Below are 15,145 nucleotides of genomic sequence, written 5' to 3' on the forward strand. Positions count from 1 at the left end.
TGTTCAATGCGCGTGGTGCTGCAGGCCGATGGGATGACGATCGAGGCGTGCGCAGGGTTCGTCGTGACCCCGCGTCAGCGCCGACGCTCCAAGATCGACACGTAATTGGCGACGGCCGCGCCGCCCATGTTGAAGATCCCGGCGAGTTCGGCCCCGGGCACCTGCATCTCCCCGGCCTCGCCCATCAGTTGCAGGCAGGCCATCACGTGCATCGACACGCCGGTGGCCCCCACCGGGTGCCCCTTGGCCTTCAGCCCGCCCGATGGGTTGATCGGCAGTCGCCCACCCTTCTCGGCCAGTCCCTCGCGGACCACGCGAAAGCCCTCGCCCGGTTCGGCGAGGCCCATGGCCTCGTACTCGATCAGCTCGGCGATGGTGAAGCAATCGTGGGTCTCCACGAACGACAGATCCTCGTTGCCGATCCCAGCCTCGGCCCGCGCCTTGTCCCAGGCCATCCGCGCACCCTGGAACGCGGTCGGATCCCGGCGGGACAGGGGCAGGATGTCATTGACATGGGCCCGGGCGCGGAAGCCGATCGCCCGCTCCAGCCCCTCGGCGGTCTCGGCATCGGCCACCACGAGGGCCGCCGCCCCGTCCGAGATCAGCGAGCAGTCGGTCCGCCGCAGGGGTGCGGCCACGTAGGGATTCTTGTCCGAGACCCGGTTGCAGAAGTCGAAGCCAAGATCCTTGCGCAGCTGCGCGTAGGGGTTGGCGACGCCGTTGCGGTGGTTCTTGGCGGCGATTCGGGCCAACTCCTCGCTGCGGTCGCCGTAGCGCTGGAAGTAGCCGGCCGCGATCCGCCCGAACACGCCCGCGAAGCCACCCTCGATCTCGGCCTCCTCCTTGCGGTAGGAGGCGCCCAGCAGGATGTCGCCCGTCTCGGCCACGGTCTTGGCCGTCATCTTCTCGGCGCCGATCACCAGGGCGATCCGGCCCCGGCCGCTATCGACGAAATCGAGGGCCGCGTAGAGCGCCGCCGAGCCGGTGGCGCAGGCATTTTCCAGATGGGTCGCCGGGACATGGGCAAGGCCCGGCCGGTTCACGGCGACGAGCGAGCCCTCGAACCCCTGCTTCGAGAAGCCGGTGTTCATCGAGCCCACGTAGATGCCGTCGACGCGGGAGTCTTCGACCCCGGCATGGGCCAGCGCCTCGCCCGAGACACGGGCGATCAGCCCCTCGACATCCGGCTCTTCAAGCTTGCCGAACGGGGTGTGGGCCCAGCCCACGATGCAGGCGCGCGTCATCCGGTGACCTCCCGAGTCTTGGCCCGACGATGGGCCCGGCGCGGCCGGCGATCAAGCCGGCCAATCAGCCCTGGCCGGCCTCCCCCATCAGGAAATCGAAGTCGCAGCCCTCCGGCGCCTGCGTGACGGTGCGCCGGTAGAGCGCCTTGTAACCCCGGCTCGGCGCCGGTGGCGGCCGGTGTTCGGCAAGCCGGCGGGCGATCTCGTCCGGCTCGACCAGCAGGTCGATCCGCTTGTCGCGGATCGACAGCTTGATCCGGTCGCCGTCGCGCACTGCCGCGAGCGGACCGCCGATAGCGGATTCGGGGGCGATGTGCAGCACGATCGACCCGAAGGCCGTGCCGGACATCCGGGCGTCGGAGATGCGTACCATGTCCTTCACCCCCGCCCGGGCGAGCTTTTTCGGGATCGGCAGGTAGCCGGCCTCGGGCATGCCGGCGGCGTGCGGGCCGGCATTCTGCAGCACCAGCACGTCGCCCGGCGCCGCGTCGAGGTCGGGATCGTCGATCCGCCGGCTCAGATCCTCCAGGCCGGTGAACACCACCGCCCGGCCCTCCGATTCGAACAGCTCCGGCGTCGCGGCGGCGCGCTTGAAGATCGCACCCTCGGGGGCGAGGTTGCCGGCGAGCGCCACCAGCCCGCCGACCGGCGAGACCGGGTTGTCGAAGGTGCGGATGATCGCGCGATCGACCCAGCCGGCGGGCTCGTCCAGGCGCTCGGCGAGGGTGCGGCCCTCCACATCGACGGTGTCGAGATGCAGGAGCGGGCGCAACTCGCGCAGCAGCGCGCCCATGCCGCCGGCCGCGTGGAAATCCTCCATGTAGCCCTCGCCCACGGGCTTCAGATCGACCAGCACCGGTGTCTCGTCGGAAATCTGGTTGAAGCGCTCGTAGGGTACGCGGATGCCGAGCCGCCCCGCGATGGCTGTGAGGTGGACGATGGCGTTGGTCGAGCCCGAGACCGCCATCAGCACCCGGATGGCGTTCTCCACCGACTTGCGGGTGATGACCTGCGCCGGCGCGATCTTCGACTGGATCAGCCGTACCGCAGCGCGACCCGATTCTTCGGCCGCGACCAGGCGGTCGGAATGCACCGCCGGGATCGCGGCTGTGCCGGGCAGCGACATGCCGAGCGCCTCGGCGATGCACGCCATGGTGGAAGCCGTGCCCATCACCGCGCAGGTGCCGGCGGTGACCGAGAGCCGGCCCTCGACCTCGGCGATCTCCTGGGCATCGACGGTGCCGGCCCGGTACTTGGCCCAGAAACCCCGGCAATCCGTGCAGGCGCCGAGCCGCTGGCCCCGATGGCGGCCGGTGGACATCGGGCCGGTCACGAGCTGGATCGCCGGCAGCCCCGCCGAGGCTGCGCCCATCAGCTGGGCCGGCACGGTCTTGTCGCAGCCGCCGATCAGCACGACGGCATCCATCGGCTGGGCCTGGATCATCTCCTCCGTGTCCATGGCCATCAGGTTGCGGTACATCATGCTGGTCGGATTGAGGAAAACCTCGCCGAGCGACACGGTCGGGAACGGCCGCGGCAGGGCGCCGGCCGCCAACACGCCGCGGGAGACCGCCTCCACCAGCTCGTCCATGCCCCGGTGGCAGTTGTTGAAGCCCGAGGGCGTCATGGCGATGCCCACCACCGGTTTCGCCAGCAGGCCCGGCGAGATTCCCATGGAACGGGCGAAGGAGCGGCGCAGATAGCGGGCGAAGTCGCGGTCGCCGTAATTGGTCAGGCCCCGGTCGAACCCGTGCGGCTCGGCATGTCCGGCGTCTTCGCTCATGGCATCGATCCCTGAAACATCAGCTCCGCCGGTGGTCAGCGCAGATGGAAGGCGATCCACGCCACCCCGGCGAGCACGACGGCCGTCAGCAACCACCGCGCGTATACGCGATACCGTATTCTCACGCCGGGAAAAGCTCCGGGTGGCGGGCGCGCAGCGCCAGGATCAAGGTGAGCGTCTTCAGGTCGGTGATCGCCGCGCGGTCGGCCTCGGCGGCAAGTTCGGCGAGCGGCATCTCGACGACGCGGATGTTCTCGTGCTCGCCCTCGGCCCCGCCGCCGGCCTCGGTCCGGTCGGCCAAGCCGTAGGGGGCGAGGAAAAGGTGGATCTTCTCGGTGGTCAGGCTCGCGCAGGAATAGGTGGCGCCAACGAATTCGAGGTCGTGCAGCCGTAAGCCGACCTCCTCCAGCACCTCGCGGCGGGCATTCTCCTGCGGACCGCCGTCATCGATCAGGCCAGCCGGCGCCTCCAGCTGGACCTGCTCGCCGGACGCGAAGAGTGGCGGCACCCGCAGCTCGCGCACCAGCGTCGCGACCCGTCTCACGGGATCGTAGGGCAGGATCCCCACCGAGTCGCCGTGATCCTCGATCGCGCGCTCGGCCACAGACCCGTCCTGCAGGCGCACCTGCGCGAGTCCGAACCGGTTCCAGCCCTCGTGGAGGAAGCGGATGGACAGGATCTCGGCCTTCATGATGCGCCCCCTGGCGGAACCGCCCCGCTCCGCCCTGTGCTTACACGAAGGCGTGTCCTCAAGTTCCGGGAACGGGGAGGCTCCCATCACGTTTGGGTCGATCAGGCGTACAGCCACGCTTTTATGGCGGTTCTGGTCAGGGTCTATGCAGGCAGGACCGATCAAGGCGTTGAAGGACCGGTCGACGCGGGACGCCGTTGCGATCTGGCTGCTGCTGGCCGCCACCTATTTGGTCTTCGCCGGCTCGGTCAGCCTGAACGAAGGCCTCGCCATGGTCGCCTGCGCGACCCTCGGCACGATCTGGTGGTGGGCGGTGGGCCGCCGGGGCGGCATCCGCTTCCGTTTCAGCCGGGCCCTGCTGAAGCCGTTCGGCGCGGCGCTCCTCGGTATGCCGCGCCAGACCGTCCGGGTGGGCGTTCACTTGGCCAGGGCGGTCCTGGGGCAGACCGGAGGCGGTGTCGTCCGCGAGCGGAGCGCCGCCGAGATCGCCTGGGCGACGCCGCATGGCGGGACAGCACCGGCCGAACGGGCGGTCGGGCTGCTCGCAGCCTCGCTCGCCCCGGACAGCTACGTGCTGACTATCGACCGCCCGCATGGGACGGTGGTGACGCACGCCCTGAAGGACGCGGCGGGATGACGATCTGGACGGCCGCCATCCTGGCGCTGTTGCCGCCGCTCGCCCTTGCGACGGCCCTGGCATGGCGGGGCCGGCCCGGCCAGCGCTTCGCCGCCTATCAGCTCGCAGGCAGCGTCACGGTGCTGATCCTGACGCTGCTCGCCTTCGCTACCGACCAAGCCTCGATCACCGACCTCGCCCTCACCCTGGTCCTGCTCAACCTGCCCGGTACGATGCTGCTCGCGGTCTTCCTGGAGCGCTGGATATGAGCGTGGTGATCGGCCTGTTCCTCGGCCTCGCGGTGGCGGCGTCATGGCTCGCCGCGCTCGCCCTGTGGCGTCTGCCCCGGGCGCTCGACCGGCTGCACGCCCTCTCCTTTCTCAACGTCACGGGCTCCGTCTGCGTCACGGTGGCGGCCTTCCTGTCCGACGGCATCTCCGGGCGGTCCCTCAAGATCCTGGTGATGATGAGCGTGTACCTCGCCTGGGCGGCTTTGCTGTCGCACGTGTCCGGGCGGGCGGTGCTGATGCGCGAGGGGCGGTCGGCATGAGGACGCCCCGATGACGATCCTCCTGCCGCTCCTCCTGCTCTTCGCCGCGATCTCCGGTACCGCGGTGGTGCTGGTGCGCGACCCAAATCGCCAGGTCTTCGCCATCGCGGCCAACGGGCTCGTGCTGACGATCCTGTTCGACGCCCTGCAGGCCCCCGACGTCGCCCTATCGGAACTGGCGGTGGGCACGGCGGCGGTGCCGCTCCTGTTCCTCGTGGCACTCATGGCGGTGCGGGCCAACGCCTCCGGGGAGGAGCCGTGAGCCCGCGCTTTCGCATCGCTCTGCTGGTGCTGGCGGGGCTCGTCCTGATGCCCGCCGCCGCCCAGGTGATGGCCGCCCTGCCGCCGTTCGGATCAACGATTGCCCGCTACGGCGCCCGGATCAACGCGATCACCCCGGAGGCGCGGCACGTCGCCAACATGGTGAGCGCGATCAACTTCGACCTGCGCGGCCTCGACACCCTGGGCGAGGAGTTCATGCTGCTCGCCGCCATCACCGGCACGGTGGTGCTGCTGCGCGGCCGCCGCGGCGAGGGCACCACCGGGCGCGCCATGCGCCTGCCCGGCCGCGCCGTGATCCCGCGCTCCGACGCCGTGGTTCTCGGCTGCCGGATCGCCGGCCCGCTCACCGCGCTGTTCGGCCTCTACGTCGTGCTGCACGCCACCGTGACGCCCGGCGGCGGCTTCCAGGGGGGCGTGATCCTCGCATCCGGAACGCTGCTGATCTACCTCGGTGAGGGCTATGCCGGCTGGCGCGACTCCATCCGCAGCCACTGGCTCGACGCCCTGGAGGGCGGCGGCGCGCTCCTCTTCGCCCTGTGCGGGCTGGTGCCGATGCTCACCGGCGCCGCCTTCATGCAGAACATCCTGCCGCTGGGCACCTTCCGTGACCTGTTCTCGGGCGGCCTGATGCTCGTCGAGAATCTGGGCGTCGCCCTGGCGGTCACGGGCGGGTTCACGCAGCTCTTCCTGGAATTCATGGAGGAGACCCGCGAAGCCGAAGAGCCCGATGAGCCCGGAGAGGAATCCGCGTGAGTGTCCTGCCCTACGCGGTCGCCGCATGGCTGTTCGGAGTGGGCCTCTACGGCATCGCCACCAGCCGCAATTTCATCCACCTCGTCGGCTGCCTCGGCGTCTGTCAATCGGCGACCTACGTGCTGCTGCTCGGCCTCGGCTATCGCTGGGGCAGCATCGCGCCGATCTTCTACGACCATCCGCCGGGTACGCCCGCGGTCGATCCGGTGATGCAGGCGCTGGTGCTGACCGACATCGTGGTCGGCGCGACGCTCACGGCCCTGCTCCTCGTGCTGACCGTGCAGGCGCACAAGCGCGGCGGCAGTCTGGATCCGGAAAAACTCCGGCCGATGCGTGCGGGGAGAAAGTCCGGTCGCAGTCAGGACACGAGCCGGGGCGACGAAGCGGCGCGGGGGGCCCGGTGACCGCCTTCCCCGCCCTGCTCCTGCCCCTGCCGGTCGCCATACCCCTCGTGGTGTGCGCGGTGATCCTGACCACGGCGCATCTCCTGCCGGGGCGTCTGCCCGACATCCTGGCGATCGGCGCCGCCGTGAGCGTGGCGGTCCTGTGCGCCGTAATCGCCCGGTACGCCGCCCAGGGGCCGATCGTCTACTGGTTCGGCGGCTGGGAGCCGCATGACGGCGTGTATCTGGGCATCGGCTTCTCGGTGGACGAAGCGAGCGGCTGGATCGCGGCCTTCATCGGCATGCTCTACGCCCTGACCTTCGTGTTCGCCTGGGGCTTCTTCGACCGGACGCACGGCCACTTCCACATCCTAATGCTGCTGTTCCTGGCCGCCATGGTCGGGTTCAGCTTCACGCGCGACATGTTCAACCTGTTCGTGTGGTTCGAGGTGATGAGCGTCGCCGCCTTCGCGCTCACCGCCTACCACCTGGCGGAATCGTCCCTCGCGGGAGCCATCAACTTCACGGTGGTCAACAGCCTTGCCGGCTTCCTGATGCTGGGCGGTATCGGCCTGATCTACGCCCAGGCCGGCACGCTGGATTTCGAGGGCATCGCGGCGGCGGTGGCCCGCGGCGGGCGCGATCCCGTGGTGGCCGGGGCCTTCTGTCTCGTGGCGGCCGCCCTGATGATCAAGGGCGCGATCGTACCGTTCCAGTTCTGGCTCGCCGATGCCCACGCGGTGGCGCCGAGCCCGGTCTCGGTGATCTTCTCGGGCTCGATGGTCTCGCTCGGGCTGTTCGGCCTGGCGAAAGTGAGCGCCGTCGTGTTCGCGGGCTCGGCGCAGGTCCAGCAGGCGCTGCCGATCCTGCTCATCGGCCTCGGCAGCTTCACCGCGCTGCTTGGCGGCTGGATGGCTCTGCTGCAACGCCACTTGAAACGGATGCTCGCCTTCTCGACCATCTCGCATGCCGGCATCATGCTGGCTGGCATCGGCGCTCTCACGGCGGGCGGCACCGGCGGGATGCTCGTCTACGTGGTCGGCCACGGGCTGGTGAAGGGTGCCCTGTTCATGATCGCCGGCATCCTGCTGGCGACACAGGCGAGCATCGACGAGATCGCCCTGCGCGGGCTCGGACGGGGCATCTGGCCCGCCGGGATCGCCATGGCGCTGGCAGGCCTCCTGCTCAGCGGCCTGCCGCTCGGCGCCCTCGACCAGGGCACGCGGCTCGTCCAGGGCGCCCTGTCGCAGCAGGGCCATGGGATCGCGCTGGCCGCCACCGCAGTCGGCGCGGCGCTGACCGGGGCGGCGGTGCTGCGGGCGGCGGGCCGGATCTTCCTCGGGCTCGGACCCGATCCCGGCGACGAGGCCGGCGCGCCGAGCGAGGACGAGCGCGAGAAGGCCAATCGCCCCCTCTGGCTCATGCTGGCCCCGTGCTGCGCCCTGCTGGCCCTCGATGTCGCGATCCCACCGGAACTGATCGCGCACGCCCTCCCCCGGGCCGCGGCGGCCTTCATGCACCAGCCGGCCGCCGGTGCGCTGGTCGAGGGGCCGGCCTGGCTGCCCTGGGCGTCCGTGGCGGCGGGGCTGGCGGGGGCCGGCTACGGGCTGTTCCGGAACCGGCTGCCGAAGATCGTGGTCCAGCCCGTGAGCGCCACGCAATCGGCGCCGACGCGCGCCCTGGAGTTCCTGCACAGCGGTCTGATCGGCGACTACGCCGCGTGGCTGGCGGTCGGGGTGGCGGGAATCGCCGCCGTGCTGGCGATGGTCTGAGGGCCATCGCCACACTCATCAGTCCAGCCCTCGACACGATGTGATCGCCCCCTGCCAAATGCCGAGACGCGATCGATTGAGAGCAATGCCATAGGGAACTAGCTTTCTCCCAATCCGGCTCACGCCGAGTCGGACGGCGCCCGCACGGAAGCGGGCGGCGGACCAAGGAGGAGACATGGACGCGCAAGCGACCGGGGATCCCGGAGGCGGGGCCTGGGGGCTCCACAACACGGTCACGGTGGTGGATCCGTCGCCGGTGAACTGGCTCTCGATCACCTGGAACACGATGGAGGAGGCCAACCGCGTCGATCACGACGGGATCGGCCAGCCAAGCCTCGCGGAATCCTGGGAATGGCTCGATAGCGAGACCCTCGAGCTCAAGATGCGGGATGCCGTCTACCAGGATGGCGAGCCGTTCAATGCCGCGATGTTCAAGCTCGGCTTCGACAAGGTCCAGGAATGGACCAACCCGCACCCGCCGGGCGCTTTCCTGAACTTCGCCCGGGACGTCACCTGCGAGGCGGTGGATGATCGCACCATCCGCATGCGCTTCCCCGGCGGCGATTCGGCTGCCTTGATGAAGCTACGCGGCATGCATCTGCCGTCGACGCGCTTCTGGAACGAATGGGGCTTCATCGACCCGAAGACGGGATCGGCCGAAGGCCATTGGTGAGTCATCGACGCGCCTGGTCCGTGGGGGACTGGCCCGTTCGTGCTCACCGAGGGTGTCTCGCTGATCGACTCCCGCTCCGATCGCGTCGTGATGGAGCCCAACCCGACCTACTGGAACCCGGCTCGCAGGCCGACGGTCCGGATCGTCTACGACAACGTCATCGGCAAGGACGCGGGTATCGCGTCCGTGGCGTCCGGTGACGGGCGCGTGGACGTGGTGTTCGACCTGACGCCCGCGGAGGCGAAGGCCTTCCCGCAGAGCGACAAGGGCCGGATTCAGACGAAGAAGGCCAAGACGATCCTCACGGGCGTCTTCAACGAGAACAAGCCCGGCTCCGTTTGGCGCGATCCCGCCGTGCGGCGGGCGCTCAACCTCGCCATCGACCGGCAGTTCGTGCTCGATCAGGGTGCGTACGGCTACGGCACGGTCATTCCCGCCTTCATCCAGCCCGGCCGCTTCGGGGCCGATCCTGGCATGAGCCCGCTCCCGCACGATCCCGAGGCCGCACGCGCGCATCTGGAGAAGGCGGGCCTCGGCGGGCGGGAGATCGTGATCGTTTCCTCACCCGCCTGGAAGGAGGTCGTCGAGGCGATCGGGCAGTGCCTCTCGACGATCGGCCTGTCGGCCCGCTTCGTGAGCGACCGCGGCGATTTGCCGGAGGACTTCGACATCAAGCTCGAATGGTACTTCGACTGGACGCCGCAATACCCGGTGGCCTGCATGCACCGGGAGTTCTTCGGGCGTGACGCGACCCTGCGCCAGGGTCCGGAGGATCCGGAGTTCGACGCCCTCTACGAGAAGCTCCTGCACGCGCCCGAGGCGCAGACGGAGGCGGTCGTCCGCGAGGTGGAGCGGTACATCCAGGACCGGTCCAAGGCCCTGTTCCTGTACGCGCCGTTCACGCTGTTTGCGGTCTCCGAACGGGTGGCGTTCACGCCCTACGACACCTGCATGTCCGAACTCGCCGAGACCCGTATCAAGGGCTGACATGACCACCGGCCGGCGCGGAGCGATCCGCGCCGGTCCCCGACCGGATTGGACATCAACGGCCCCCATGATCGTCGCGACCGCGGGGCATATCGATCACGGCAAGACCGCCCTGGTGAAGGCGCTAACCGGTGTCGATGCCGACCGGTTGCCGGAGGAGAAGGCGCGGGGCATCACCCTCGACCTCGGTTTCGCCTATGCGCCGGAGGGGGGCCTTCTCAGAACGCCGATCGGCTTCGTCGATGTGCCGGGCCATGAGCGGCTGGTGCGCACCATGGTGGCGGGCGCCACCGGCGTCGCCTGCGCCCTGCTCGTAGTCGCGGCCGATGACGGGGTCATGCCGCAGACCCGCGAGCATATCGCGATCCTCGATCTCCTCGGGCTGACCCGCGGCGTCGTGGCGATCACCAAGGCCGACCGGGTCGAGCCACGGCGCATCGCCGCCGTGACCGCGGAGATAGGCACGCTGCTCGCCACCACCGGGCTCGCCGCCGCGCCGATCCGCGCCTGCTCGGCCCTGACGGGCGTCGGGATCGCAGAACTCGCCGGCCACCTCGAAGCCTGCGTCAGTGCGGGGGACGCCGAGACCGCATCCCGGGGATTTCGCCTCGCTGTCGATCGTCGCTTCACGGTACCGGGCGCTGGTCTCGTGGTGACCGGCGCCGTGCATGCCGGCACGGTTCGCGTGGGCGACCGGCTGCTGGTCTCACCCGGCGGGCAGGAGGCACGGGTCCGCGCGATCCGCGTCCGAGACGGCGAATCCCAGTCGGCGCAGGCCGGAGAGCGCTGCGCCCTCAACCTGACCGGCCCGCGGCTCACCCGGGAGGCGGTCGGCCGCGGTCACTGGATCCTGGCGCCGGACCTCTACGGGCCGACGGTCCGGCTCGACGTGGCACTGCGTGTCCTGCCCGGCGCGGCGCAGCCGCTGCGGCACCGAACGCCCGTCCAAGTCCATCTCGGCGCGGCCGTGGTGACCGGCCGGGTCCTGCTGGAGGCCGATGGCGCCCTGGATCCCGGTGCGGCCGCCCCCGCGATCATCGCCCTCGATGCCGGACTCGGCGCCCTGGCGGGCGACCGCTTCATCCTGCGCGATATCTCGGCCACGCGCACCCTTGGCGGCGGCCGGGTCATCGACATCGACGGGCCCCGCCGCGGCGCCTGGGCGCCGGGCCGCCGGGCCATCCTCGCCGCCCTCGACACGCCGGACGATGGCCGCGCGCTGGAAGGTTTGCTCGCCGTAGCGCAGGGCGGCACCGACCTCACGGTCTTCGGCCGCCTGCGCAACCTCCCTGCGGATACGGGCGAGGCCCTGGCATCGAATCTCGGGGCGGTCGTGATCAAGGTCGGCGATGGGCGCCAGGCCTTCGGGGGCGCGCGGATCGCGGCGCTATCCGGGCGGGTACTGGCCGACCTCGACCGGGCGCATGCCGACACACCCGACGATCCCGGCCTGCTGGCCGAGGAGATCGCCGCCTCGCTGCCGATTCCGGACCGGCCGGCTCTCCCAGCTGCCGTCGACCGGCTCGTGCGGGCGGGTTTGATCGCGCGCAGCGGCCGGCTCTTCCACCGGCCAGACCATGTCGCAAGCCTGCGCCCAGCCGATGCGGCGCTCTACGCCGCAATCCGGGCCGCGCTGGAGGCGGCCGGGCGCGACCAGCCTCGGCTCGCCCTCCTTGCCGAACGGCTCGAGCGCGATCCGGAGGATTTGCGCCCCCTCCTCGACAAGGTCGGCCGTATCGGCTGGCTGCGCCGGATATCGAGGCATTACTACGTCCCGCCGGCAATCCTCGCCGACCTCGCAAGCGTCGCGCGGGCGGTGGCGGCGGAGCATCCGGAGGGACTTCTGACCGTGGGCCAGTTCCGCGAGGCGGCCGGCATCGGGCGCAACCTGACGATGCCACTCCTCGAGTATTTCGACGCGCAGGGTCTGACGATGCGTATCGCGGAGGGGCGGCAGATCCGCGCCGAGTGGCGCGAGATGAAGATTGATGAAGGAGTGGTGCCGCAAGAGGGATTCGAACCCCCGACCCCCTCATTACGAATGAGGTGCTCTACCAGCTGAGCTATTGCGGCCCGGCCCCCGACAGGGACCATGCCCGGCGCGCGATCGGCCGCGTCGGACGTGGCAGGCTCATAGCGGCCCGACCTGCTTTAGGCAAGACCGGAGCCGAGCTCGAACGCGATCACACGTCGGCATCCGCGGTGAGTTCGTTGCGCAGGAACGCCGCCACCTCCGTCCGATCCACGCCCGGCGCGATGAAGCTCTGGCCGATCCCCCGGGCAAGGATGAAAGTCAGGGCGCCGTCGCGGACCTTCTTGTCCTGCGCCATCGCATCAAGGATCGCGTCCGCATCGCCGCATCCGCCCGGGACCGCTTGCAGGCGCGTTGGCAGGCCGGCGAGCGCCAGATGGTTGGCGACGCGGCCCGCCTCCTGCCCAGCGCACAGGCCGAGCCGGGCCGAGAAGCGGAACGCCAGCGCGAGGCCGATCGCCACGCCCTCCCCGTGGACCAGCCGCGCCGGATCGTAACCGGTCAGCCGCTCCAGGGCGTGTCCGAACGTATGGCCCAGATTGAGCAGCGCCCGCTCGCCATCCTCGCGCTCGTCGCGGGTCACGACCGCGGCCTTGGCCCGGCAGCAGGACGCCACCGCCGCCTCGCGCTCAGGGCCGCCGGAGAAAATCCCCCGCCAGTTGGCCTCGCACCAATCGAAGAAGCCGGGATCGGCGATCAGCCCGTACTTGGCGACTTCCGCGTAGCCGGCGCGCATCTCGCGCTCGGACAGCGTATCGAGGGCTGCCGTGTCAGCCAGCACGAGGCGGGGCTGATGGAAGGCGCCGATCAGGTTCTTGCCGAGCGGCGCGTTGATGCCGGTCTTGCCGCCGACCGAGGAATCGACCTGTGCGAGCAAGCTGGTCGGAACCTGCACGAAACGGACGCCGCGCCGCAGGGTCGCCGCCGCGAAGCCCGCGAGGTCGCCGACGACGCCGCCGCCCAGCGCCACCACGAGGTCTCCGCGCTCCACCTTGAGGGCGAGCAGCCCGTCGCAGACCGCGGCATAGCCCGCATAGGATTTCGAGCCCTCGCCCGGCGCCACCGTCACGATGCCCGCCTGCAATCCGGCCCGTTCCAGACTCTCCCGCAGGCGGCCTGCATACAGGGCCCCGACAGTCTCGTCCGTGACGATCGCGGCCCGCCGGCCGCCGAGGGCGGCCACCGCGTCGCCCGCCGTGTCGATCAGGCCGCGGCCGATCCGGATGTCGTAGGCGCGACCGCCGTCTAGGGGGACGTGGACGGTCAAGGTTTCGGGACGGGTCGAGGGCTCGGTCACGGACAAGCTCACTGAAGTTCTACTGCGCCGCGACCGAGATCGAGCGCTCGCCGTTGAGATAGGCATCCAGCGCCTCCAGGACGTCCTGCACGACGCGGTCGTGCGAGACCTCCCGCGAGATCACCATCACGTCGGCCGCGGCGTAGACCGGATGGCGCAAAGCCATCAGGTCGCGCATCGTCGCCTCGGGATCCTCCGTCTGGAGGAGCGGCCGGTTTCCGCGCTTGCGCACCCGCCGCATCAGCACATCGAGATCAGCCTTCAGCCAGACCGAGACCGCGGATTCGGCGATGCGCAGGCGCGTCGCCTCACGCAGGTAGGCACCGCCGCCTGTGGCGAGCACCAGGGGGCCCGCCCGCAGAAGACGCGAGATCACGCGCTCCTCGCCGTCGCGAAAGCTCGGCTCGCCGTAGATGGCGAAAATGTCGGGGATCGTCAGGCCCGCCGCCGCCTCGATCTCGATGTCGGCATCCTTGAAGATCAAGCCGAGCCGGCTCGCGAGGCGGCGGCCCACGGTGCTCTTGCCCGCCCCCATCAGGCCGACGAGCACGATCGAGCGCAGACCGAGCGCCCGGCGCAGCCGCGCCTCGATCGGTTCGCCACCCTCCACCTCGCTCACCGACCCCTGCATCGACCCCTGCACCGCATCCGTCTGGCGCCCACAACACCGCGCCGCCCCGCCGGGCGCACGGCGCCGGGCGATCTCCCATCCTGCGGCAGGCTCTTAGCGCGATTCAAGCGGCCAGCGAAACGCATCGCTGTGTCGTCCCGGGCCTTGTCAGCGCCTTGATCGCGTGATCGAAACCGGGCACCCGCGGCGGTTCGGAGAAAGCCGGCGCTCGTCCCCTCCCCGCCGCCCGCACCTGTCTGCCCGAGGTTCGACCGACGTGCCGACCCTGTTCCGTTTCTTCGCCACCCTCGCGATCCTGGCGGGTCTCGTCTTCGCGGCGATGTTCGCGCTGGCGAATTTCGTGCAGCCGACCCCGCGGGAGATGACCGTCACCATCCCCGCCGCGAAGCTGCAGCCGGGCAACCGTTGAGTACAGCGGCGGGCGGCGACGCCGGTCGTACGCCCCAGGCGGACGTCGCCGACTACCTCGACATGCTGGCCGCCGAGCGCGGGGCCGGCGCCAACACCCTCGCCGCCTACCGTCGCGACCTCGACGATTACCTCGCCTATCTCGCCCGCGCGGGGATCGACCTCGATGACGTGGAGGCCGGGACGCTGCGCGCCTTCCTGGCCGACTTGGAGACGCGCGGGCTGAAGGCCTCCTCGGCGGCGCGGCGCCTGTCCTGCGTGCGCGGCTTCCACAAGTTCCTGTACGCCGAAGGGCTTGCCGAGGCCGATCCCAGCGTGGCGGTCTCGGGGCCGCGCCGGGGGCGGGTCCTGCCGAAAATCCTGTCGGTGGCCGAGGTCGACCGCCTGCTGTCGGTCGCGCAGGCCGCCGCCGGCGCCGATCAGGCGCCCGGCCCGGCCCGGCGGGCGCGCCGGATGATGTGCCTGCTCGAACTCCTCTACGCCACGGGCCTGCGCGTCTCCGAACTCGTCGCCCTGCCCCGGGCCGCGGGGGCGACCCGGGAGCGATACCTGTTCATCAAGGGAAAGGGCGGCCGCGAGCGCCTCGTGCCGCTGACCGAGGCGGCCCGCGCCGCGATGGCGGACCACCTCACGGCCGTACCCGACGACAGCCCCTGGCTCTTCCCGGCGGACAGCGAGAGCGGGCATCTGACCCGCCAGGCCTTCGCGCGTGACCTGAAGGCTGTCGCGCTGGACGCCGGGTTGCGGCCCGATCGCGTGAGCCCCCACGTCCTGCGCCACGCCTTCGCCAGTCATCTCCTGCAGAACGGCGCCGACCTGCGCATCGTCCAGGAATTGCTCGGCCACGCCGATATCTCGACGACGCAGATCTACACGCACGTCCTCGATGAACGGCTGAAGGCGATGGTACGAGACCTGCATCCCCTGATGGACAGCTGAACACCGGCCTGCTGCGATCTGGCCCATGCCCGATCGGCCTCGGCGATTGTTCTTGTATGCCGAACTGCCTAAGAGTGGCTCTTCGTCATACCGGTACGCGGACC

At 70.4% G+C, this 15,145-nt stretch carries 14 protein-coding genes, 1 tRNA gene and 2 pseudogenes; 11 read left to right on the top strand and 6 right to left on the bottom strand.

Translation table 11 applies throughout. The annotated features are described in order from the left end of the window. Positions 1-74: 74 nt before the first annotated feature. The 3 genes from BLQ49_RS03045 to BLQ49_RS03055 form a co-directional block, all read right to left on the bottom strand. A complete protein-coding gene (locus BLQ49_RS03045; RefSeq protein WP_091713217.1) occupies positions 75-1,244 on the bottom strand; it encodes an acetyl-CoA acetyltransferase in 1,170 nt (389 codons plus the stop codon). Positions 1,245-1,308: 64 nt separating this feature from the next. Then, positions 1,309-3,027 (bottom strand): dihydroxy-acid dehydratase, encoded by a 1,719-nt coding sequence (locus BLQ49_RS03050; protein WP_091713219.1) that lies wholly within the window; start codon positions 3,025-3,027, stop codon positions 1,309-1,311. A 121-nt stretch (positions 3,028-3,148) separates the two neighbouring features. Beyond that, on the bottom strand, positions 3,149-3,718 hold the full coding sequence (locus BLQ49_RS03055) for an NUDIX domain-containing protein (protein ID WP_091713220.1): 570 nt from the start codon (positions 3,716-3,718) through the stop codon (positions 3,149-3,151). Between the two features lie 145 nt (positions 3,719-3,863). Between BLQ49_RS03055 and BLQ49_RS03060 the strand changes: the two genes are divergently transcribed. The 9 genes and pseudogenes from BLQ49_RS03060 to selB all read left to right on the top strand — a co-directional run. Next, positions 3,864-4,355, top strand: a complete 492-nt coding sequence (locus BLQ49_RS03060) for a hypothetical protein (protein ID WP_091713222.1) — start codon at positions 3,864-3,866, stop codon at positions 4,353-4,355. Further along, positions 4,352-4,603, top strand: coding sequence for a monovalent cation/H+ antiporter complex subunit F (locus BLQ49_RS03065; protein ID WP_091713224.1), 252 nt, complete (start codon positions 4,352-4,354; stop codon positions 4,601-4,603). The genes BLQ49_RS03060 and BLQ49_RS03065 overlap by 4 nt, the downstream gene beginning before the upstream one ends. Further along, complete coding sequence (locus BLQ49_RS03070; RefSeq protein ID WP_091713225.1) at positions 4,600-4,884, top strand: monovalent cation/H(+) antiporter subunit G; 285 nt, start codon at positions 4,600-4,602, stop codon at positions 4,882-4,884. Before BLQ49_RS03065 ends, BLQ49_RS03070 begins: the two co-directional genes overlap by 4 nt. Positions 4,885-4,894: 10 nt before the next feature. Then, entirely contained in the window at positions 4,895-5,146 is a 252-nt protein-coding gene (locus tag BLQ49_RS03075; RefSeq protein WP_091713227.1) for a Na(+)/H(+) antiporter subunit B, read from the top strand. After that, entirely contained in the window at positions 5,143-5,919 is a 777-nt protein-coding gene (locus BLQ49_RS03080; RefSeq protein ID WP_091713228.1) for an MnhB domain-containing protein, read from the top strand. Before BLQ49_RS03075 ends, BLQ49_RS03080 begins: the two co-directional genes overlap by 4 nt. Next, positions 5,916-6,323 (top strand): sodium:proton antiporter, encoded by a 408-nt coding sequence (locus BLQ49_RS03085; RefSeq protein WP_091713230.1) that lies wholly within the window; start codon positions 5,916-5,918, stop codon positions 6,321-6,323. Before BLQ49_RS03080 ends, BLQ49_RS03085 begins: the two co-directional genes overlap by 4 nt. Next, entirely contained in the window at positions 6,320-8,074 is a 1,755-nt protein-coding gene (locus BLQ49_RS03090) for a complex I subunit 5 family protein (RefSeq protein ID WP_091713231.1), read from the top strand. The genes BLQ49_RS03085 and BLQ49_RS03090 overlap by 4 nt, the downstream gene beginning before the upstream one ends. 286 nt (positions 8,075-8,360) lie before the next feature. Further along, positions 8,361-9,734: pseudogene (locus BLQ49_RS03100) on the top strand (ABC transporter substrate-binding protein). A 67-nt stretch (positions 9,735-9,801) separates the two neighbouring features. Further along, positions 9,802-11,679, top strand: a pseudogene (selB, locus tag BLQ49_RS03105) (selenocysteine-specific translation elongation factor); the annotation flags it as partial. 52 nt (positions 11,680-11,731) lie between these two features. Here selB and BLQ49_RS03110 read toward each other — a convergent pair. From BLQ49_RS03110 to BLQ49_RS03120, 3 genes are all read right to left on the bottom strand, one after another. Then, a tRNA-Thr gene (locus BLQ49_RS03110) sits at positions 11,732-11,807 on the bottom strand. A 110-nt stretch (positions 11,808-11,917) separates the two neighbouring features. Next, on the bottom strand, positions 11,918-13,063 hold the full coding sequence (gene aroB, locus BLQ49_RS03115; protein WP_091713873.1) for a 3-dehydroquinate synthase: 1,146 nt from the start codon (positions 13,061-13,063) through the stop codon (positions 11,918-11,920). 19 nt (positions 13,064-13,082) lie between these two features. Continuing rightward, positions 13,083-13,694: a shikimate kinase gene (locus tag BLQ49_RS03120; protein WP_091713236.1), complete on the bottom strand. Its 612-nt coding sequence runs from the start codon at positions 13,692-13,694 to the stop codon at positions 13,083-13,085. Between the two features lie 256 nt (positions 13,695-13,950). Here BLQ49_RS03120 and BLQ49_RS03125 point away from each other — a divergent pair, with 256 nt between their 5' ends. Both BLQ49_RS03125 and BLQ49_RS03130 read left to right on the top strand, forming a co-directional pair. After that, positions 13,951-14,103 (top strand): histidine kinase, encoded by a 153-nt coding sequence (locus BLQ49_RS03125; protein ID WP_091713238.1) that lies wholly within the window; start codon positions 13,951-13,953, stop codon positions 14,101-14,103. Further along, positions 14,100-15,041, top strand: a complete 942-nt coding sequence (locus tag BLQ49_RS03130; protein ID WP_091713240.1) for a site-specific tyrosine recombinase XerD — start codon at positions 14,100-14,102, stop codon at positions 15,039-15,041. The genes BLQ49_RS03125 and BLQ49_RS03130 overlap by 4 nt, the downstream gene beginning before the upstream one ends. The last annotated feature ends 104 nt before the right edge of the window (positions 15,042-15,145 follow it).

The organism is Methylobacterium phyllostachyos, assembly GCF_900103445.1.
Classification (GTDB): domain Bacteria; phylum Pseudomonadota; class Alphaproteobacteria; order Rhizobiales; family Beijerinckiaceae; genus Methylobacterium; species Methylobacterium phyllostachyos.